At 72.9% G+C, this 19,718-nt stretch carries 18 protein-coding genes; 8 read left to right on the top strand and 10 right to left on the bottom strand.

The genetic code is table 11. The features are described 5' to 3' along the window. The first annotated feature begins 5 nt into the window (after positions 1–5). From IF06_RS0100485 to IF06_RS0100460, 6 genes are read left to right on the top strand one after another with little or no spacing between them, the layout of a single operon-like run. Positions 6–935: an ABC transporter permease gene (locus tag IF06_RS0100485; RefSeq protein ID WP_013287064.1), complete on the top strand. Its 930-nt coding sequence runs from the start codon at positions 6–8 to the stop codon at positions 933–935. Then, a complete protein-coding gene (locus IF06_RS0100480; protein WP_230650141.1) occupies positions 932–1,858 on the top strand; it encodes a carbohydrate ABC transporter permease in 927 nt (308 codons plus the stop codon). Before IF06_RS0100485 ends, IF06_RS0100480 begins: the two co-directional genes overlap by 4 nt. A 42-nt stretch (positions 1,859–1,900) precedes the next feature. Beyond that, complete coding sequence (locus IF06_RS0100475) at positions 1,901–3,544, top strand: extracellular solute-binding protein (RefSeq protein WP_030268204.1); 1,644 nt, start codon at positions 1,901–1,903, stop codon at positions 3,542–3,544. A gap of 6 nt (positions 3,545–3,550) precedes the next feature. Then, positions 3,551–5,074 carry a GH39 family glycosyl hydrolase gene (locus IF06_RS0100470; protein WP_030268202.1) on the top strand — a complete coding sequence of 508 codons (1,524 nt, stop codon included), beginning with the start codon at positions 3,551–3,553 and terminating at the stop codon, positions 5,072–5,074. Further along, positions 5,071–5,760 (top strand): DUF624 domain-containing protein, encoded by a 690-nt coding sequence (locus IF06_RS0100465; RefSeq protein WP_030268200.1) that lies wholly within the window; start codon positions 5,071–5,073, stop codon positions 5,758–5,760. The genes IF06_RS0100470 and IF06_RS0100465 overlap by 4 nt, the downstream gene beginning before the upstream one ends. Then, positions 5,757–7,868: an alpha-glucuronidase gene (locus IF06_RS0100460; protein WP_030268198.1), complete on the top strand. Its 2,112-nt coding sequence runs from the start codon at positions 5,757–5,759 to the stop codon at positions 7,866–7,868. Before IF06_RS0100465 ends, IF06_RS0100460 begins: the two co-directional genes overlap by 4 nt. 10 nt (positions 7,869–7,878) lie before the next feature. Here IF06_RS0100460 and manD read toward each other — a convergent pair whose 3' ends face one another. The 5 genes from manD to IF06_RS0100435 form a co-directional block, all read right to left on the bottom strand. Next, a complete protein-coding gene (manD, locus tag IF06_RS0100455; RefSeq protein ID WP_030268196.1) occupies positions 7,879–9,087 on the bottom strand; it encodes a D-mannonate dehydratase ManD in 1,209 nt (402 codons plus the stop codon). Positions 9,088–9,170: 83 nt separating this feature from the next. Beyond that, positions 9,171–9,341 carry a hypothetical protein gene (locus tag IF06_RS33820; RefSeq protein WP_013287071.1) on the bottom strand — a complete coding sequence of 57 codons (171 nt, stop codon included), beginning with the start codon at positions 9,339–9,341 and terminating at the stop codon, positions 9,171–9,173. A gap of 131 nt (positions 9,342–9,472) precedes the next feature. Beyond that, a complete protein-coding gene (locus tag IF06_RS0100445) occupies positions 9,473–9,694 on the bottom strand; it encodes a hypothetical protein (RefSeq protein ID WP_225319635.1) in 222 nt (73 codons plus the stop codon). Positions 9,695–9,767: 73 nt separating this feature from the next. After that, the gene (locus tag IF06_RS0100440; protein WP_013287073.1) at positions 9,768–10,451 is read right to left on the bottom strand and encodes an ABC transporter ATP-binding protein; all 684 of its coding nucleotides are present in this window, start codon (positions 10,449–10,451) and stop codon (positions 9,768–9,770) included. Continuing rightward, positions 10,448–11,488 carry an ABC transporter permease gene (locus tag IF06_RS0100435; protein ID WP_221488052.1) on the bottom strand — a complete coding sequence of 347 codons (1,041 nt, stop codon included), beginning with the start codon at positions 11,486–11,488 and terminating at the stop codon, positions 10,448–10,450. The genes IF06_RS0100440 and IF06_RS0100435 overlap by 4 nt, the downstream gene beginning before the upstream one ends. A gap of 222 nt (positions 11,489–11,710) precedes the next feature. On the opposite strand from IF06_RS0100435, the gene IF06_RS0100430 reads away from it, so the two are divergent. Beyond that, positions 11,711–12,931, top strand: coding sequence for a sensor histidine kinase (locus IF06_RS0100430; protein WP_013476275.1), 1,221 nt, complete (start codon positions 11,711–11,713; stop codon positions 12,929–12,931). After that, positions 12,928–13,566 carry a response regulator gene (locus tag IF06_RS0100425; RefSeq protein WP_013287076.1) on the top strand — a complete coding sequence of 213 codons (639 nt, stop codon included), beginning with the start codon at positions 12,928–12,930 and terminating at the stop codon, positions 13,564–13,566. Before IF06_RS0100430 ends, IF06_RS0100425 begins: the two co-directional genes overlap by 4 nt. Here IF06_RS0100425 and IF06_RS0100420 read toward each other — a convergent pair. From IF06_RS0100420 to IF06_RS0100400, 5 genes are read right to left on the bottom strand one after another with little or no spacing between them, the layout of a single operon-like run. Beyond that, entirely contained in the window at positions 13,513–14,469 is a 957-nt protein-coding gene (locus IF06_RS0100420) for an ECF transporter S component (RefSeq protein ID WP_013287077.1), read from the bottom strand. The two genes, IF06_RS0100425 and IF06_RS0100420, sit on opposite strands and share 54 nt — an antisense overlap. Next, positions 14,466–16,097, bottom strand: coding sequence for an ABC transporter ATP-binding protein (locus tag IF06_RS0100415; RefSeq protein WP_030268191.1), 1,632 nt, complete (start codon positions 16,095–16,097; stop codon positions 14,466–14,468). The genes IF06_RS0100420 and IF06_RS0100415 overlap by 4 nt, the downstream gene beginning before the upstream one ends. Continuing rightward, positions 16,094–17,338 carry a CbiQ family ECF transporter T component gene (locus tag IF06_RS0100410; protein WP_030268188.1) on the bottom strand — a complete coding sequence of 415 codons (1,245 nt, stop codon included), beginning with the start codon at positions 17,336–17,338 and terminating at the stop codon, positions 16,094–16,096. Before IF06_RS0100410 ends, IF06_RS0100415 begins: the two co-directional genes overlap by 4 nt. Continuing rightward, a complete protein-coding gene (locus IF06_RS0100405) occupies positions 17,331–18,245 on the bottom strand; it encodes a hypothetical protein (protein WP_030268186.1) in 915 nt (304 codons plus the stop codon). Before IF06_RS0100405 ends, IF06_RS0100410 begins: the two co-directional genes overlap by 8 nt. Next, positions 18,242–19,714 (bottom strand): prenyltransferase/squalene oxidase repeat-containing protein, encoded by a 1,473-nt coding sequence (locus IF06_RS0100400; protein WP_030268184.1) that lies wholly within the window; start codon positions 19,712–19,714, stop codon positions 18,242–18,244. Before IF06_RS0100400 ends, IF06_RS0100405 begins: the two co-directional genes overlap by 4 nt. Between the last annotated feature and the right edge of the window lie 4 nt (positions 19,715–19,718).

The following is a 19,718-nucleotide window of genomic DNA, read 5'->3' as shown; positions in this document are numbered from 1 at the left end:
CGAGTTTGGCAGCCCCGACCCCGCGCAGTCGCCGTACGCCCTGGCGGCGTGCCCTGCGCCGGGACTGGCAGCTCTACTCGCTCGCCGTCCTGCCGCTGCTGTTCTTCCTGACGTTCCGCTACCTGCCGATGCTCGGCAACGTGATCGCGTTCCGGCGCTTCCAGCCGGGCGGCAGCATCTTCGGCGAGTACTGGACCGGGCTGCGGTACTTCCGGCTGTTCTTCACCGACCCGACCTTCTGGAGCGTGTTCACCAACACGCTCGTGCTGGGCGCGCTGACCCTGCTGTTCTGCTTCCCGCTGCCGATCGTGCTCGCGCTGCTGCTCAACGAGGTGCGCAACCGTGCCCTCAAGCGGTTCGTCCAGTCGGTGTCCTACCTGCCGCACTTCCTGTCGATCGTGATCGTGGCCGCCATGGTCCTCCAGTTGCTGTCGGTGGACGGCACTGTGAACCAGATGGTGCGTGCCGTGGGCGGTGAGCCGGTCCCGTTCATGCAGCAGGCCGGATGGTTCCGGACGATCTACGTCTCCTCCGAGGTCTGGCAGACCGTCGGGTGGGGCACCATCCTCTACCTCGCCGCGCTCACCACCGTCGACGGCGACCTGTACGAGGCGGCCCGCATCGACGGCGCCAACCGGTGGCGGCAGACCTGGCACGTCACGCTGCCGGGGATCCGGCCGACGATGGTCACCCTGCTGATCCTCAACATCGGCACCTTCATGGCCGTCGGCTTCGAGAAGATCCTGCTGCTGTACAACCCGCTCACCTACCCGACGGCGGACGTGATCTCGACCTACCTGTACCGGGTGGGCATCGTCTCCGGGAACCTCAGCTACGCCGCCGCGATCGGCCTGTTCGAGTCCGTGATCGGGCTGACGCTGGTGCTGTCGGCGAACGCGATCTCCCGCCGCACGGTGGGGACGAGCCTGTGGTGAGCACGCGCGCCCGCACGCGGGCACCGGCGGTCCGCCCGCGTGGCCCCCGGCCGACAGCGGGCTACCGGGTCTTCCAGGTCGTCAACGCCGTCGTGCTGACCGGCGTCGTGGTGGTGACCCTGTATCCGTTCCTCACCATCGTGGCCCGCTCGCTCAGCGACAACGCGTACATCGTCGCGGGTGAGGTGAACCTGGTGCCGCGCGGGTTCAACCTCACCGCGTACCGCGTGGTGACGTCGGACCCGACGTTCTGGATCAGCTACCGCAACACCGTCTTCTACACGGTGGTCGCCACGCTCATCTCCGTCGTGCTGACCACCTGCTACGCGTACGTGCTGTCGAAGCGGCACCTGCGGGGCCGGACCGCGCTGGTCGGGATCGCCGTGTTCACCATGTTCTTCACCGGCGGCCTGATCCCCAACTACGTCCTGGTCACCAGCCTGGGACTGAAGAACACCGTGTGGGCGATCGCCCTGCCCAACGCCATAAACGTGTTCAACCTGCTGGTGATGAAGGCGTTCTTCGAGAGCCTGCCGGTCGAGCTGGAGGAGGCCGCCGCCGTCGACGGGCTGAACACGTACGGCACGCTGCTGCGGATCGTCCTGCCGCTGTCGAAGGCGATGGTCGCCACGATGGTGCTGTTCTACGCCGTCTCGTTCTGGAACTCCTGGTTCGCCGCGTTCCTCTACATGGACCGCCAGGACCTGCTCCCGGTGACCGTCTATCTGCGCAACCTCATCGCGGGCGCGACCGACGCCACGCAGACCGGCGGCGGCCTCGGCAGCGCCGGCGACGTCGTCCAGTCCGCCGCCACCATCCAGTCCGTGACCATCGTGCTGACGATCCTGCCGATCCTCGCGGTCTATCCCTTCATCCAGCGCTATTTCGTCTCCGGGATCATGCTCGGCGCCGTGAAGGGATAGCCGCCCCCCGCACCACCACCCCACCACCGGAAGGAAGAATCCATGGCCAAGCTGTCCCGGCGCCAGGTGCTGCTCGCCAGCGGCGCGGCCGCCGTCGCCGCCCTGGCGGGTTGCGGCGACGACACCCCGGACAAGAAGGACCTCGACCGCAACCGTACGGGCGCGATGGAGAAGTACGGCATCGGTGACCAGTTCAAGGCCACCGAGCCGGTCACGTTCTCGATCCTCTACAACAACCACCCGAACTACCCGCTCAAGCCCGAGTGGCTGTTCTGGGCCGAGCTGGCCCGGCGGACGAACGTCAAGCTGGACCCGGTCGCCGTGCCGCTGAGCGACTACGAGCAGAAGCGCAGCGTGCTGGTCGGCTCCGGCGACGCCCCGCTGATCATCCCGAAGACCTACCACCCGCAGGAGAGCTCGTACGTCTCGTCCGGCGCCATCCTGCCGGTCAGCGACTACCTCGACCTGATGCCGCACTTCAAGGACAAGATCGAGCGGTGGGGACTCCAGCCGGAGATGGACACGCTGCGGCAGGAGGACGGGAAGTTCTACCTGCTGCCCGGCCTGCACGAGAAGCCCTGGCAGGACTACACGCTCGCGGTCCGCACCGACGTGCTGGAGCAGTTGAAGATCCCGTCCCCCACCACCTGGGACGAGGTGTACGCCATGCTCAAGGCGATGAAGGCGGCCCACCCGGACGTCATCCCGTTCTCCGACCGGTTCGGCAAGCCCAACCCGGCCGGCAACCTGCTGAACATGCTCGCCCTGGCACACGGCCTGCCCGGCGCCGGCTGGAACTACCAGCCGACGAGCTGGGACGCCGGTGCCGGGAAGTACGTCTTCACCGGCGCCTCGGACGGCTACCGGCAGGTGGTGGAGTACCTCCACAAGCTGGTCGCCGAGGGGTTGCTCGACCCGGAGACGTTCACCCAGACCGACGACCAGGCCCGGCAGAAGCTCGCCAGCGGCAAGTCGTTCGTGATCAGCACGAACGCGCAGACCCTGGTGAACGACTACCGCCCGGACATCGCGAAGATCAACCCGAACGCCCGGCTCGGCAAGATCCTCTTCCCGGTCGGGCCGGCCGGCCCGGTCAACGCGGCGAGCCGGCTGGAGAACGGCGTGATGATCTCCAGCAAGGCCCGGGAGGGCAAGAACTTCGTGGCCATGATGCAGTTCGTCGACTGGCTCTGGTACTCCGACGCCGGCCAGGAGTTCGCCAAGTGGGGCGTCGAGGGAACCACGTACACCAAGGACGCCTCGGGCAAGCGCGCCCTCGCCCCGGACGTCAACGTCATCGGGCTCAACCCCAAGGGCAGCAAGCACCTGCAGAAGGACTTCGGCTTCTACAACGGCGTCTTCGCCTACGGCGGCAAGCTCGACCTGGTGCAGTCGTTCTTCTCGCCCGAGGAACTGGAGTTCCAGAAGGAGATGAACGCCCGCAAGCCCGCGCCCTGGGTGACTCCGCCGCCCGCGCCGCTCAGTGATGAGGAGCGGGAGCAGACGACGCTGTGGGCGACCGCGCTGAAGGACCACGTCACCCAGAACACGCTGAAGTTCGCCCTCGGCCAGCGGCCGCTGAGCGAGTGGGACGCCTACGTCTCGGAGCTGAAGGGCAAGAACGCGCAGGCCTACACCGACCTGGTCAACAAGGCGTACGAGCGGTACCGCAAGAGCCACGGCTGACCGGCGATGCGCGGCACCGTTCCCGAGCGGCCCGTCGGCCGGCTGACCGACGCCTGGCGTACCTGCGTGGGCACCGGCAGGTTCGACCTGGCTCTGCGACGCGACTATCAGGACTCGCTGGCGCTGGTGCAGCGGGACATCGGCTTCCGGCACATCCGCGGGCACGGGCTGCTCAGCGACGGCGCCGGCGTGCACCGCCCCTACTCGTACCAGGGCGAGCGCCGGGTGCGGCACGCCTTCACCTACGTCGACCAGGTCGTCGACGCCTACCTCGCGATGGGCGTCCGGCCCTTCGTGGAGCTGGGGTTCATGCCCTCGGCGCTCGCCTCCGGCGACCAGACGGTGTTCTGGTGGCGGGGCAACGTGACGCCGCCCCGGTCGTACACCGAATGGGGTGACCTGGTCCGCGCCACGGTGGCCCACCTGGTCGACAGGTACGGCCTCGACGAGGTGCGCGGCTGGCCCGTCGAGGTGTGGAACGAGCCCAACCTGACGGCGTTCTGGCAGGGTGCCGACCAGGACGCCTACCACCGCCTGTACGAGGTGTCGGCGCACGCCGTCAAGGACGTCGACGCGTCGCTCCAGGTCGGCGGCCCGGCCCTCTCCCCCGGCGCCGACGAGTGGCTCAAGCCGTTCGCCGAGTTCGTCACCGGCCGCGACGTGCCTGTCGACTTCGTCAGCCGGCACGCCTACACCTCCGGCCCGGCCCGGCACCTGCCGTTCGGCACCCGGCAGACGCTGGCCCCGGCCGCGGACCTGCTGGAACAGTTCGCCGCGCCCCGCCGGCACCTGGCCGGCACCGCGCTGGCCGACCTCCCGGTGCACATCACCGAGTTCAACTCCTCCTACCGGCCGGACAACCCGATCCACGACACGGCCTTCCACGCCGCCTACCTCGCCCCGGTGCTGGCCGGCGGCGGGGACCTGGTCGACTCCTTCTCCTACTGGACCTTCAGCGACGTGTTCGAGGAGGAAGGGGTGCCGACCGCGCCGCTGCACGGCGGCTTCGGCCTGCTCACCCACCGGCAGATCAAGAAACCCACCTACCACCTGTACGCGTTCATGGCCCGGCTCGGCGACGAGGTGCTCGCACGCGGACCGGACCACCTCGTCACCCGGCACCCCGACGGCCGGGTCGCGGTGCTGGCCTGGGCCCCGGTCGACGTCACCGGCCGGGAACCGGCACCCGAGCGGCACACCCTGTCGCTGTCGGTCCCGATCGGCCCGCCGGGCACCGTGTCGGCATTCCTGCTCCGCTCGTCGGTGAGCGAGGACGCCGGCAACGCCTGGGCGGCCTGGCGGGAGATGGGCAGCCCGCACTCGCCCCGGCCCCGGCAGCTCGACGCGTTGCGGGAAGCCGCCGAGCCGGCCCGTACCCATCGCGCAGTGCCGGTCGCGGCCGGGCGGGCCGACCTCGACCTCGTCCTCACCCGGCACGAGGTGACCCTCGCCGAACTGACGCCGGTGGTGGACGAGACCCCGCCGTGGTGGGACGACAGGTTGCTCGACCCGCCCGGGGACCGGCAGTGACCGGCGCGACCGGCGGGCTGCGGGAGTTCGGCGACGGGCCGTTGTCGCGGGCCGCCGCGAGGGTCCACATCCTGCTCGTGGTGGAACTGCTGCTCCTGGTGAGCACGCTGCCCGGCCTGGCCGTGCTCGTGCTGCTCGACCGCGACAGCAGCAACCTCCCGCTGGTCGCCGCCGCCGCGCTGCCGCTCGGTCCGGCCGTCTCGGCCGCGCTGCACACGCTGCGGCACCAACGCCCCGACCTGACCGATCTCCGTCCCGCCGCCACGTTCCTCCGGGCCTACCGGGCCAACCTGGCGGGCGTGCTGCGCGTCTGGGCGCCGACGCTGCTGTGGCTCGCAGTCATCGCTGTCAACCTGGCGAACCTGCCCGCCGCCGCCGTCCCCGGCTGGTGGGCAGTGCCGCTCGTCGCGGTCGGGGCGGGGGTGATCCTGGTCGGGGTCAACGCGCTGGTGATCGTCTCCCTGTTCACCTTCCGCACCCGCGACGTGCTCCGGCTCGCCGTCTACTACGTGGCGCGCAAGCCCGGCGTCACAGTCGGCAACGTCGCCCTGCTGGCCGCCGTCGCCGGCGTCACAGCGGTGTTCTCCGAGGCGGTACTCGCCCTGCTCGCCGCGCTCCTGGTGCTGGCACTGCTGCGGATCGGCGACCCGATGATCGACGAGATCCGGGCGGAGTTCACCGCATGAGCGTCCCGGTCACCGGCCGGGCGTCTGCGGACGCCGGCGAGTCGGCCTGGCACGCCGCCTGGCTCCCGCCCGCGGCGTTCCGCGAACTCGGCTCCCGCGGGGTGCTGGTGCACGGCGACGGGCCCCTGGTCGACACGGTCCTCGACGAGGTGAGCCGGGCCTGCGGCCGGTACGGCGGACGGCTCTGGCACGGTCCACCGTGGCAGGTCGACGCCGACCTGGTGCTGGCCCTGCGCGGGGCCGGCCCGGTGCCGAACGCGGCAGCCGAGACGGCCCGGCTCGGCGCGACACCGACGGTGAACGGCACCGGTGACGGCTCCCTCGGCGACGAGGGGTACCTGCTGGCGCGGGTGGACGGCGTGACAGTGGTCCTGGCCGACGCGCCGGCCGGCCTGCTGTACGGGATGTTCCACGTGGTCCGGCTCGGCGCGGCGGCCTTCGACGACGACCTCCCGGCGCGGCGGCACCGACCGGCACTGGACCGGCGGACGCTCGACCACTGGGACAACGTGGCCGTACACCCGGTGTCGGGCCAGGTCGAGCGGGGCTACGCCGGCGGCTCCCTGTTCTGGCGCGACGGCGCCGCCCGGCACGAGACCGCCCGGCTCCGCGACTACGCACGCCTGCTCGCCTCCTGCGGCGTCAACGCCGTCACGGTGAACAACGTCAACGTGCACGACACCGAGGCGCGGCTGCTGACCGACCGGCTCGGCGACGTCGCGGAGATCGCCGAGGTGCTCCGCCCGTACGGCATCCGGGTGCATCTGTCGGTGACCTTCGCCGCCCCGGTGGTCCTCGGCGGCCTGCCCACGGCCGATCCGCTGGACGAGCGGGTACGGGCCTGGTGGGCCGCCGCCACCCGGCGGGTGTACCGGCGGATCCCCGACTTCGGCGGCTATCTGGTGAAGGCCGACTCCGAGGGCCGGCCCGGCCCGTTCGCGTACGGGCGCGACCACGCCGACGGCGCGAACCTGCTCGCCGACGCGCTCGCCCCGTACGGAGGCGTGGTGCGCTGGCGGGCGTTCGTCTACGACCACCACCAGGACTGGCGGGACCGGTCGACCGACCGGGCCCGGGCCGCGCACGACCACTTCGCGCCGCTGGACGGACGATTCGCCGACAACGTGATCCTCCAGGTGAAGTTCGGCCCGATCGACTTCCAGACACGCGAACCGGTGTCCCCGGTGCTCGCCGCGATGCCGGCCACCCGGCTGGCGGTGGAGGTGCAGGCGACGCAGGAGTACACCGGCCAGCAGCGGCACGTCTGCTACCTCGCGCCCTGGTGGAGTGAGGTGCTGCGGTTCCGGCCCCGGGGCGCGGCCGGCGGCACGATCGCCGACGTGGCGGCCGGGCGGGCGGGCACCGGCGGCGGTCTGGTGGCAGTGGCCAACGTGGGCGACGACCCGTTCTGGACCGGGCACCCGCTGGCGCAGGCGAACCTGTACGCCTTCGGCCGGCTCGCCTGGGATCCGCTGCTGGATCCTGCCGCGATCCTCGACGAGTGGATCGACCTGACCTGGCTGCCGGTCACCACCGGCGATCCGGAAGCGCTGCGGCGGACGATGCACGCGGTCATGGACGATTCCTGGCGCACCTACGAGCGCTACACCGCCCCGCTCGGCGTCGGTTTCATGGTGCGGCCCGGCCACCACTACGGCCCGGACGTGGACGGCTACGAGTACACCCCGTGGGGCACGTACCACTTCGCCGACCGCGACGGCGTCGGGGTGGACCGGACCCGGGCGACCGGGACCGGGTTCACCGGCCAGTACCCGCCGCCGTGGTCGGAGGTGTACGAGTCACGCGAGCGCTGCCCCGACGAACTGCTGCTGTTCTTCCATCACGTCCCGTACCGGCACGTGCTGCACAGCGGCCGTACCGTGATCCAGCACATCTACGACACGCACTTCGCCGGGGTCGAGGAGGTCACGGCGATGCGGGAGCGGTGGCGGCTCGTCGCCGGGGCGGTCGACCCGGCCGTCCACGACCGGGTGGCCGAGCGCCTCGACGAACAGTTCCGCAGCGCCGTCGAGTGGCGGGACCAGATCAACACCTACTTCTTCCGCAAGTCCGGGGTGCCGGACGCGCACGGTCGCCGCATCCACTGAACCGGCGCGCTCACCACGGGTGCACGGTGCCGTCCGTCAGCCGGTTCACCGGCAGGTAGGCCGGCGCGTACGGGTAGCGGGCCGCGGCCTGCTCGTCGATGTCCACACCGAGCCCCGGAGTCTCGGCCGGATGTAGGTAGCCGCCCTCGTAGTGGTAGCCGTGCGGGAACACCTCGTCGGTCGCCTCGGTGTGCCGCATGTACTCCTGCAGGCCGAAGTTGGGGATGGCGAGGTCCAGGTGCAGCGCGGCGGCCATGCAGACCGGGGACAGGTCGGTGGCTCCGTGCGAGCCGCTGCGGACGTGGTGCAGCGCGGCGAGGTCGAAGATGCGTCGCAGGTGGGTGATCCCGCCGGCGTGGACCACTGTGGTGCGGACGTAGTCGATGAGCTGTTCCCGGATGAGCTGGGCGGCGTCCCAGATGCTGCTGAAGACCTCGCCGACCGCGATCGGCGTGGTGGTGTGCTGCCGGATGAGCCGGAAACCCTCCTGCAGGTCCGCCGGTACGGGATCCTCCATCCAGGTCAGCGCGTACGGCTCCAGGCTCCTGCCGAGCCGCGCCGCCTCGATCGGGGTGAGCCGGTGGTGCACGTCGTGCAGCAGCCGGAGGGTGGGCCCGAACTCCTTGCGGACCCGGGCGAACACGCCCGGCACGTGGGCCAGGTAGGCCTCGGTCGACCAGGTCGCCTCGGTCGGCAGCGCGGCGTCGGCGGGCTCGTAGAACATCTTGTCGGCGCTGACGCCGTACGTCCGGGGCAGGCCGGGCACGCCGCACTGCACCCGGACCGCGCGGTAGCCGAGGTCGACGAAGCGGGCGACCTCGGTCAGCACCTCGTCGACGGTCTCGCCGTTGGCGTGCCCGTACACGGTCACGCCCTCGCGGGACCGGCCGCCGAGCAACTGGTAGACCGGCAGCCCGGCGACCTTGCCCTTGATGTCCCACAGCGCGGTGTCCACAGCGGCGACGGCGCTCATCGTGACCGGCCCGCGCCGCCAGTACGACCCCTGGTAGAGGTACTGCCAGGTGTCCTCGATCCGGGCCGGGTCGCGCCCGATCAGCAGCGGCACGACGTGGTCACGCAGGTAGGACGCGACTGCCAGTTCCCGGCCGTTGAGGGTGGCGTCACCGACGCCGGTGACGCCGGCGTCGGTGACGACCTTCAGGGTCACGAAGTTCCGGCCGGGGCAGGTCACGATCACCCGGGCGTCGACGATCCTCATCCGGTCTCCCCTGCGGTCGGCGCGCCGGTCACCACAAGATTATCCATCATCGTCGATCTGTCGGGTGCCCCGGTGCCGGCCGGTCAGGCCGGTTCGGGTACGCCCCCGGGCTCCCCGTCGTCGGGCATCGGCTCGACCGGCGCCTCGGGCAGTTCGCCGGGCGTGTCCGGGAGGAGTTCGCCGGGGTCGTCCGGCACGTCCTCACGCGGGTCGATCGGCGGGTACACCTCGGGATCGAGGTCGGGGTTGGTCATCGGCTCAGTATCCGACGCCTCAGCCGGGACCGCCCGTCGAGCACGACGACGGGCGGCGCCCGCCGGAGTGAGCGGCGGGCGGACGTGTCACCGCGAGCGCCGGCCCTCTCCCGGCCTCGATCCGCGCGCCGTCACGGGCTCTCACCGTCACCGGCCGAGGGCGCGGACGACCGGTCCGCCGGCTTGCGCAACCACAGCCACACCCCCGCCAGCAGGCACGCCGCGCCCCCGATCGCGACCGCCGACTCTGCCGGTTCGGAGAGATCGTCGAGGAACGGGAAGGTGTGGGAGGCCGCCATCGCCAGAAACCCGATCAGCAACAGCAGGCCGGCGGTGATCCGCTGGACAACCATGCGCTTCATTGGATCACGACGTCGACAGCAGCCCGCAGGCCGCTGCGCCGACCCGCCCCCCGGAACACCCGCTTCAGCGGGCTGGTGCCGGAACGTGGAGGCGGCCGTCGTGGACCTCGGCGATCTGGTCGACGGCGGTGAGGTGGGTGCGGTCGTGGGTGACCAGGACGGTGGCGGTGGCCTGCTGGTGGGTGAGGCGGGTGATCAGGTCGATGACGGCGGCGCCGCGTTCGTGGTCGAGGGCGCTGGTGGGTTCGTCGACGAGCAGGACCGTGGGGTTGTTCATCAGGGCGCGGGCGATGTTGACGCGTTGGCGCTGGCCGCCGGAGAGCTGGTGCGGCCGGCGGTCGGCCTGACCGGCGAGGCCGACCGCGTCGAGCAGTTCCACGGCGCGGGTACGGGCATCGGCCGGTGGGCGGCCGTCGATCTGGGCCATGACCTGGAGCTGCTCGGCGGCGGTGAGGGAGGGCAGCAGGTTGGGCTGCTGGAAGACGATGCCGATCTTGCGGCGGCGCAGGTCGGCGAGTTCGGCCCGAATGAGACCGGTAGTCGGGGTGCCGTCGACGGTGACGGTGCCGGTGTCGGGGGTGATGAGGGTCGCGGCGACCGCGAGGAGGCTGGACTTGCCGGAGCCGGAGGGGCCGATCACGGCGGTGAGGCTCCCCTTGGGCACGTCCAGGGTGACGCGGTCGAGGGCGGTCAGGCGGCCCTCGCCGTCGGGGTAGGTGAGGGTGATGTCGGTCAGGTTCAGGCTCATCGGGCGCTCCCCAGGGCGGTCAGCGGGTCGACGGAGGTGATGCGGCGGATGGCCAGGGCGGCTCCGAGGGCGCCGAGGACGACCATCACGGCCGCGGGAAGGAGGACGGTCACCGGAGTGAGGACGAACGGCACAGCCGATCCGGCGACGAGGGCGCCGAGCGCGGCGGCGATGCCGGTGCCGAGCAGGGTGCCGCCGGCGAGCAGGACGACGGCCTGCCCGATGGCGTCCTTGAGAAGGGTGGCGGTCGAGGCGCCGAGTGCCTTGAGCACTGCGACGTCGCCGCTGCGCTGGATCGTCCAGACGGTGAAGAACGCTCCGATGACGAGGGCGGAGATGGCGAACAGGAAGCCGCGCATCAGCTGCAGGGAGCCGTTCTCGGAGGTGTAGGAGCCGATCGCGGACAGCGAGTCGTCGACGGAGACCGTCTTGGTGCCCGCCTGCCGGTCGGTGGCCACCAGATCGGCCCCCGAGGTGGTGGTCAGGGCGACGACGGTGGCCGCCGAGCTGCCGCCGCCGGTGCCGGTGGGAGGCGCGATCTTCTGCCACACGTCCAAGCTGATCCACACGACAGGGGTGTGACTGAAGGAGGCGTCGCCGCGTACGGCCGCCACTGTCAGTCGCTGCCCGGCGAGGGTGACGGAGTCACCGGCCTTCACACCGAGGTCGTCGGCGGCCCTGGTGGACAGCACTGCCGAGCGGCCGTCGATCCGGCCGCTGCCGGGGGCCAGGTGGGAGCCGGGCCGGACGCCGAAGGCGGAGACCCCGGCGCTCCTGTTTCCGGCGGTGGCCCTCGTCGTGGCGATGCCCAGCGGTTCGGCGCCTGTCACTCCGGGCGCCTCGGCCCACTGCTGCCACTGCTTCTCGGTGACTGTGGAGTTGGAGTACGACACGCCCTGGCCCTCGCCGGGGGCCTGGAAGGCGATCCTGTCGGCGGGCAGGCCGGTGATGGCGGAGACGTTCTGCCGGCCCAGTCCGGCCGTCAACCCGGACAGCAGCCCGACCAGCAGGGTGATCAGCACGATGACGGTCCCCATCAGGGCGAAGCGTCCCTTGGCGAACTTCAGATCTCTCCAGGCGACAAACACGGCCCCGGCCTGTCCTTTCGACGGTGGAAGCGGTACGACTCCACCATCGCGGCCGGCGCCCGTGTCCGCGTCTGGCGTAGGCAGGCACTTCGCGGGCCGAAGGACGGGGCACGGGTTCTAACTTTCGATAGAGGCCCCCGGGGCGCCGGCCTCGGTAACGTGGGACGCACTGTGAGCACCGCTGCCCCTGCCCTGACCCCGACCACCCGAGCCCTGGCCTGGTGCCTGCACCTGCTGATCATCGGCCTGCTCGTCCTGGCCGCCGGCCGGGCGGTGGCCGACGACCGGCCCCGCGCCGGATCGATCGTCGCTGCGTCGGTGGCGTGCGGCCTGGCGTACGCCATCGGGCCGCTCCTCCCCCGCATCCGCCGCTCGCGGTGGGCCGCCGCCTGGTGGCTGGCCGCCGTGGGCGCCGCGTGGCTGGTGTTGCTGGGCCTGTCCCCCGATGCGATCTGGGTGGCCTTCCCGCTGTACTTCCTCCAGCTCCACCTGCTGCCGCGCCGCGCCGGCCTGGCTGCCGTGATCGCCACCGCCGCGGCGGCCGTCGCCGGGTTCGGTGCCCACACCGGCTCCTTCACCGCGGCCACGGTGATCGGTCCCGCGCTCGGCGCCGCCGTCGCCGTCGGGGTGGTGTGGGGATACCAGGCCCTGTATCGGGAGAGCGAACAGCGCAGGCAGCTGATCGAGGAACTCACCGCCACCCGGGCCGACCTGGCCCGGGCCGAGCACACGGCCGGCGTACTCGCCGAACGCGAGCGTCTGGCCCGCGAGATCCACGACACCCTCGCCCAGGGCCTGTCCAGCATCCAGCTGCTGCTGCGCGCCGCCGAGCGCGCCCTGCCCGGCCGGCCCGGTGCCGCCTCCGGCCACGTCGACGCGGCCCGCCAGGTCGCCGTGGACAACCTCGCCGAGGCCCGCCGCTTCGTCGCCGCACTCACCCCGCCCACCCTGGAAGGCACCACCCTGGCCGGCGCCCTGGAACGCCTGTGCACCACCACCAGCGCCCGCCACCGCCTCGCCGCCCGCTTCCACCTCGTCGGCGCCCCCGTATCGCTGTCGACCGCCCACGAGGTGGCGCTCCTGCGTATCGCCCAGTCCGCCCTCGCGAACACGGTCCGCCACGCCCGGGCCACCACGGCCGAGGTCACCCTCAGCTGTCTCGGCGACCGCATCGCCCTTCACGTCGTCGACAACGGGCAAGGCTTCGACCCCGACCGTCTGCCCGCCCCCGACGTCGACAGCGGCGGCTTCGGCCTGACGGCCATGCGCGCCCGCATGAACGCCCTCGGCGGCACCCTGGCCGTCGAATCCGCGCCCGGCCACGGCACCGCCCTGACCGCCGAGCTTCCCCTCACCCCGCCCAGCAGGACCGAGCCCGAGGGCCGCCCGTGACCGACGACGTCCCCGTCCGCCTCCTCCTGGCCGACGACCACCCGGTCGTACGGGCCGGACTGCGCGCCGTGCTGGAAACCGAACCCGGCCTCGTCGTCGTGGCCGAAGCCGCCACCGCCGAGGAGGCCGTCACCCGTGCAGGCGAAGGCGACATCGACGTCGTGCTGATGGACCTGCAGTTCGGAAAGGGCATGGGCGGCGCCGAAGCCACCGCCCGGATCACCGCCCGCCCGGAAGCGCCGCGCGTGCTGATCGTCACCACCTACGACTCCGACGCCGACACACTGCCCGCCATCGAGGCCGGTGCCACCGGCTACCTCCTCAAGGACGCCCCACCCGAAGACCTGGCTGCCGCCGTCCGCACCGCCGCCGCCGGACGCACCACGCTGGCGCCCACCGTCGCGAACCGGCTGATGAACCGGCTGCGCACGCCGGGCACCGCCCTGACCCGACGCGAGACCGAGGTTCTCGCCCTGGTCGCCGACGGTTTGTCCAACCACAGCATCGGCACCCGCCTGCACCTGACCGAAGGCACCGTCAAGTCCCACCTGGCCCGCATCTACGCCAAACTCGGCGTCGACTCACGCACCGCGGCCGTCGCCTCCGCCACCGAACTCGGCCTGATCCGCCGCTGATCCGAGCGCGTGCCCGGTCACGACGTCTCCGTCCTGACGCGAGGACGACAGCGGGACGCCGGGCGTGGTCACGTCGTCGCCGTCCGCCCGGGGCGTGGGCGGGTCGCACGCCGTGGCGAAGGTGACCGGCGCGCCGAACGCGGCCCGCCGGACGGCGCGCCGCAGCGCGGCGAGGACGGCCGGACCGGCGAGGACGATCGCCACGGCGGTCGTGATCGCGCGGCCGGTGTCCCAGCCGAAGGTGGAGGTGACGGCGGTGAACAGCGCGAGACGGTGCAGGTTCTCCAGTACGGGGGCGCCGGCGACGTAGGACAGCTGGGTGTCCGCGCCGACGCTGAACGGCCAGAACCACAGGTTCATCAGCAGGCCGTAGCCGTAGGCGGCGAGAACCCCGTACCCGGCCAGGACGGCGACCTCGGCGCGGCCGCGCAGCCGGGCCGGGAGCAGGCCGGCGCCGAGGCCGATCCAGGAGGCGCAGAGCATCTGGAACGGCAGCCACGGCCCGACGCCGGCGGTGAGCAGGGCGGAGGCGAACAGCGACGTGGCGCCGAGCAGGAACCCGAACCCGGGTCCGAAGACCCGGCCGGCCAGGACGAGCAGGAAGAACACCGTCTCGATGCCCGCGGTCCCCGCCCCCAGGGGGCGCAGGGCGGCGTTGACGGCGGCGAGTACGCCGAGCATCGCCAGGGCTTTGCTGTCGATACCGCCGGAGGTGAGTTCGGCGAGGACGAGCGCCACGAGTACCGGCAGCATGACGATGAAGACCAGCGGCGCCTCGCCGGTGCGGGCGGTGGTCTCCGGGTGTGCGGGGACGAAGAAGGGCCAGGTGAAGGTGGCCAGCGCGGCGGCCGAGGCGAGGGTCAGCACCACAGCGGTACGCGGGGCGACCCGCAGGACACTCATGCCGGTGCCCCGGTCGCGTCGATCGCGGCGGCGACCTGTTCCACTGTCAGCCAGGGTGCGGGGGCGAGAACCTTGGCCACCTGCGGCGCGAACGCCGGCGAGGCCAGCATGACCTCTCCGGTGGTGCCGTCGGAGACGATCTCCCCCTCGGCCATCACGATCACCCGATCGGCGAGGGTCGCGACGAGTTCGACGTCGTGGGTGGCGACCACCACGGCCCGGCCGTCGCCGGCCAGCATCCGGACGACGGCGGTGAACTGCCGCTTGGCGTGGTAGTCCAGGCCGCGGGTCGGCTCGTCGAGCAGGACCACCGGCGGAGCGGCGGTGAGCTGCACGGCGAGCGCGAGGGCGAGCCGCTGTCCCTCGGACAGGTCCCGGGGGTGCCGGTCACCGGGCAGTCCGGGGACGAGCTGGTCCACCAGCGCCCGGCAGGTGCCGGCCGGCACGTCGGTCTCCCGGTCGGCCTGGGCGCACTCCGCGTCGACGGTCTCCAGGTAGAGCAGGTCGCCGGAGTTCTGCGGGACGAGGCCGACGTGCCGGCGGGCCTGACCGGCCGGCAGGGCCTTCGGGTCGACGGTGCCCTGCGGCCCGGTCACGGCCACGGTGCCGCCGTGGCGGGGGCCGCTGCCCTGCACCGCCCAGAGCAGGCTGGACTTGCCGGATCCGTTGCGGCCCATCAACGCGACGACCCGTCCGGCGCGCAGATCGAGGTCGACACCGGCCACCGCGACGGTCCCCGGATACCGTACGACGATCTTCCGCGCGGTCAGCGCGGGACCGGTGTCCGCGCCCGCCGGGACCGGCGGCGGCGCCACGCCGGCGAGCCGGTGCCGCAGGTCGGACGCCCGTCGGCGGGCGTCACGGACCGACAGCGGCAGCGGTGTCCAGCCGGCGAGGCGACCCAGCTCGATCAGGGGTGGCGCGATGTCGATGCGGGCCAGCCCGGTCGCGGGTGTCCCGTCGTGGACGTGGCCGTCGCCGGGCAGGTACAGCAGCCGGTCGGCGTACTGCAGGACACGCTCCAACCGGTGCTCGGCCAGGACCACTGTCACTCCGAGGTCGTGCACCAGCCGGGTGACGGTGGCGAGCACGTCCTCCGCGGCGGTGGGGTCCAGCGCGGAGGTGGGTTCGTCGAGCACCAGCACCCGGGGGTGCGCGGTGAGCACCGCGCCGATGGCGACCCGCTGTTGCTGCCCGCCGGACAGCGTCCGCAGAGGCCGGTCTCGCAGGTCGGCGATGCCGAGCAGGTCCAGGGTCTCCTCCACCCGCTTGCGCATCACCGCGGGTGACAGGGCGAGCTGCTCCATCCCGTACGCCAGTTCCTCCTCGACGGTGTCGGTGACGAACCCGGCCAGCGGGTCCTGGCCGACCACGCCGACGACGTCGGCGAGATCGCGCGGCGGGTGCGTGCGGGTGTCCCTGCCGTCGACGGTGACGGCGCCGTGCAGGGTGCCGCCGGTGAAGTGCGGGACGAGGCCGTTGATCGCCCGCAGCAGCGTCGACTTTCCGGCGCCGGTACGGCCCGCGACCAGGCAGAGTTCGCCCTCCTCGATGCGGAGCGTCACGTCCCGCAACGGCGGCGGGCCGCCCTCGGCGTAGTGGACGGTGACCCGGTCGAAAGTGATCATGGACGGTCTCCCGGTGTCGTCGCGGTCGCGGCGCGCTCTCCGTCTGCCGGCACGTCCGTGACGGGGAACGGCCGGTCCACCGCCGGCGGGCGTCCGGCACGTGCCGTCGGTGGTGGTGGCGGCGCCAGCCAGGCGGGTGCCGCCGCGACGCCCACGGCGAGAAGCATCAGCGGGGTCAGCTGGGGCCAGGTGAGCGGGCTGACCGGCGGGTAGAGCAGTTCCGGGTCCACCGAGCCGGCGAGCATGGTCAGTGCCGCGGCGGCCACCCCGCAGCCGGCCACGAGCAGCTCGGCCGGGCGCCAGCGGTCCGGTCGGTACCGGCTGCGGCGGACCCGGCGGCCGGCGAGCAGCATGCCGGTCACGGCGGCGGTCAGTCCGGCCAGGAGCATCGGCAGCCCCAGGTAGCCGGGTGCGGCGGTGTCGAGCAGCCCGTAGGTGCCGGCACACACGCCGACCAGCCCGCCGAGCACGAGCGTGCCGGTGACGGTTCGCTGCCCGGCGGGCACCGCCGCGGTGCGGCCGTAACCACGGGAGTCCATCGCCGCCGCGAGGGCCAGGGACCTGTCCAACGCGTCGGCCAGCACCGGCAGGGCGACACCGCGCAGCGCCCGCATCCCCCGGCCGGACGCGCCGCGCAGCCGACGGGCCCGGCGGACCCGTAGCACGCTCTCCACCAGCTGCGGGGCGACCGACAACGCGACCACGATGGCGGTGCCGACCGCGTACAGCGCTCCGGGTACGGCCTTGAGCAGCCGTTTCGGGTTGGCCAGGGCGTTCGCCGCGCCGAGGCAGACCAGCATCGTCGCCAGCCGCAGCCCGTCGTAGAAGCCACCGAGGATCTGCTCGACGGCGACCGGTCCGAACAGGCGGATGCCCGCCGCCCACTCGGGCAGCGGGATCTCCGGCAGCCGGACCAGGATGTGCTCGCCCTGGCCGCCGCCGAACACGATCCGGAACACGACGCGCATCGTGACGATCACCGCGCCGAGCCAGACGTACATGCGGAACGCCAACGCCCACGGCGCGTCGCCCCGGCGGCGCACCACCACCAGACCAGCGACGGCGACGAGCAGGGCCAGCGGCAGCGGATTCGTGGTGTGGCTGGCCGCGGTGGCCAGGCCGAGCGCCCACAGCCACCATGCGCCCGGGTGCAGCCCTCGGGGTAGCCACCACACCGGCCACCGGCCCGGCAGCCGGCCGGCGTCAGCCGTCCGCGACCAGGTGCCCGTGGCGTCAGTCACCCGGGCCGGCGGCACGGCGTCGTCGGGCCGCGACCAGCGCGCCGGTGGCGAGCACGGCGAGCAGCAGCACCCCGGCGATCGTGCCCGGTGGCAGGCCGTCGTCGTCACGGGACGCGGCGACATCTGTCACCACCGGCTCGTCGGAGGAGCCCTGCGGTGCCGTTCCGGTGGCGGCACCCGGCGTCGCCGCCAGGGTCGGCGTACCGGCCGTCGGTGACGCGCCGGCGGAGGCCGGCGGGCTGACGGAGGCCGGCGGGCCGGAGGTGCCGGCCGGCCGGGTGGGCTCGCCGGGCCGGCCACCGGCGACCGGCGGCGGTGCGACGGTTCCTCCCGCCGGTGGTGGCACCGCCGGCCCGCCGCCCGCGGGTGGCGGCGGCGGAGGGGGCGGTGGTGGTGGCGGCGGTGGAGGGGCGGGGCGTTTCGGCGCGGCGCCGGGACGAGGCGCGTCATCGGCGTTGCGGTTGAGGGAGAACGACCAGCCCTCGAAGCTGCCGGCCGCCGGCTTGCGGTTGAGCACACCCTTGTCGCTGTACGTCCAACTGCCGCCGTTCGGCGCGTGCCAGTACGACCAGTAGGCGCTCGCCGGCGGCGTGTCGACGCACTTCTCCGTCGCGGCCGACGGCTTGCCGTCGATCCGGCAGATGAACCCCTCACCCCAGCGCAGGGTTCCGGTGATCGGGAAGCCCGCGTTCTTGAGCGCCGCGAGGCCGCTGGCCTGGGCGCCCTGCGCGCAGCGCACCACCGTTCCGCCGCCGAGTTCGTTGAAGTCCACCACGACTGTCACCCCGGAGGCGTCCGGGCAGTATCCGGCCGACCCGGCGGCCACCGCAGGACCGCCCGGTCCGATCGTGGTGCCCGCGGTGACCAGGGCGACGGCCAGCGCACCGCGGGCGGCGCGGAGGCTCATCCCGCCCGCCGTCGGCCGAGCACGAGCAGTGTCACTCCGCCACCGATCAGCAGCAGCGCGATCAGCAGGTAGCTGCCGATCGCCGCGCCGGTGGTCGGCAGCCCGCCCAGCCCTGACGCGGCCGGGGTCGTGATCGGCGGAGCGGCGGTGGTCGGCGCCGCGGTCGTGGGCGCGGGTGTCGCCGGAGGGCTGGTCACGCTCGGCGTCGGGCCGGCGGTGCCGGTCGGCGGAGGCGACGTGGTGAGCGTGGGAGACGCGGTGGGCGTGGCGGGCGCGGTGGGCGAGGCGGGCGCGGTGGGCGAGGCTGTGCCGGTCGGGGTGGGATGCGACGTGGGCGGCGGGTCGAGGCCGATCCGGCCCAGCGGAACCTGGGCCAGCCCGAGCAATGCCTGCGCGGTGGCCCGGCGCCACTGGTCCCGGTCGGTGTCGGTGATCCCGGCCGCGGCGGCAGTCGTGAACCCGTCGGTGTTGTAGGCGATCGCGCCGGCGTCGGCGGAGGCCGCCCCACCGTTGCCCGCGGTGAGCTGCAGCGCGGCCAGGGCCTTCGCCGCCCGGGCGGCCTCGTCGTCGCGGCCGGCGGCGGCGAGGGCCTGCCCGGCCAGGCCGGTGCTGTTGGAGTTCGCGCCGGTGGTCGGTCCGGAGCCGCCGAAGGAGCCGTCGGTGTGCTGCTGGGTGACCAGCCAGTCGGCGCCCTTGCGGGCGGCATCGTCGGCGCCGGTGGCGCCGTCCTCGGCGGCGGCCAGCAACGCCTGCACGGCCATCGCTGTCGAGTCGACGTCGAGGGTGGCGCCGGGCTGGTCGTCGCAGGACGGCGAGGGTCCGTCGGCGGCGTCCGGGTAGAGCCGGAAGCCACCTGCCGCACACTGCTGCCGGATCAGGAAGTCCACGGTGTCCTGTGGCAGGTCGCCACTGCGGGCCAGGCCGAGCACGGCGAAGGACTGGTCGAAGGTGTTGCTGGCGTCCGGGCCGCTGTCGGCGGTGGTACGGCTGGTGATCCGCCCCCGCTGGTGCCCGGCGTCGGCCGTGGCGATCAGCGACAGCGTTTCCGCCCGCAGGTCGTAGCCGCCGAAGTCGGTGGGGTCCGCGTCGGCGGCGGCCGCGGCGTAGAGCAGCTTGGCGGTGGCCCCGCCGTCGGTGAAGCCCTCGATGCCCCAGTCGTCGTAGCTGTTGTAGGACCGTACGTGTCTCGCGACCTGCGCGGTTGCCGCCTGCCGGGTCGGCGCGTCGACGCCGGTGGCGGACAGCGCGACCAGTCCGTCGATGGTCAGCCCCCAGTCCTCGGGGGCGAACGGGCCGGGCAGCGAACCGTCGGTGAACTCGCCGGCCAGCCAGGACGCGGCCTCGCGGGCGGCTGTGACGTGGGCCGGGGCGGGTGCCGCGACAACGGCCGGCGGGGCGCCGGTGATCGCGGCGAGAGCCGTCACCGTGGCCATACCGAGGCCGGTGGTGAGACGCCGGGACAGGGGCATCAGG

This window comes from Micromonospora globosa (assembly GCF_000717585.1).
Classification (GTDB): domain Bacteria; phylum Actinomycetota; class Actinomycetes; order Mycobacteriales; family Micromonosporaceae; genus Micromonospora; species Micromonospora aurantiaca.
The sequence above is the reverse complement of the archived record's forward strand: the minus strand, read 5'-3'. Positions and strand labels throughout refer to the sequence as shown.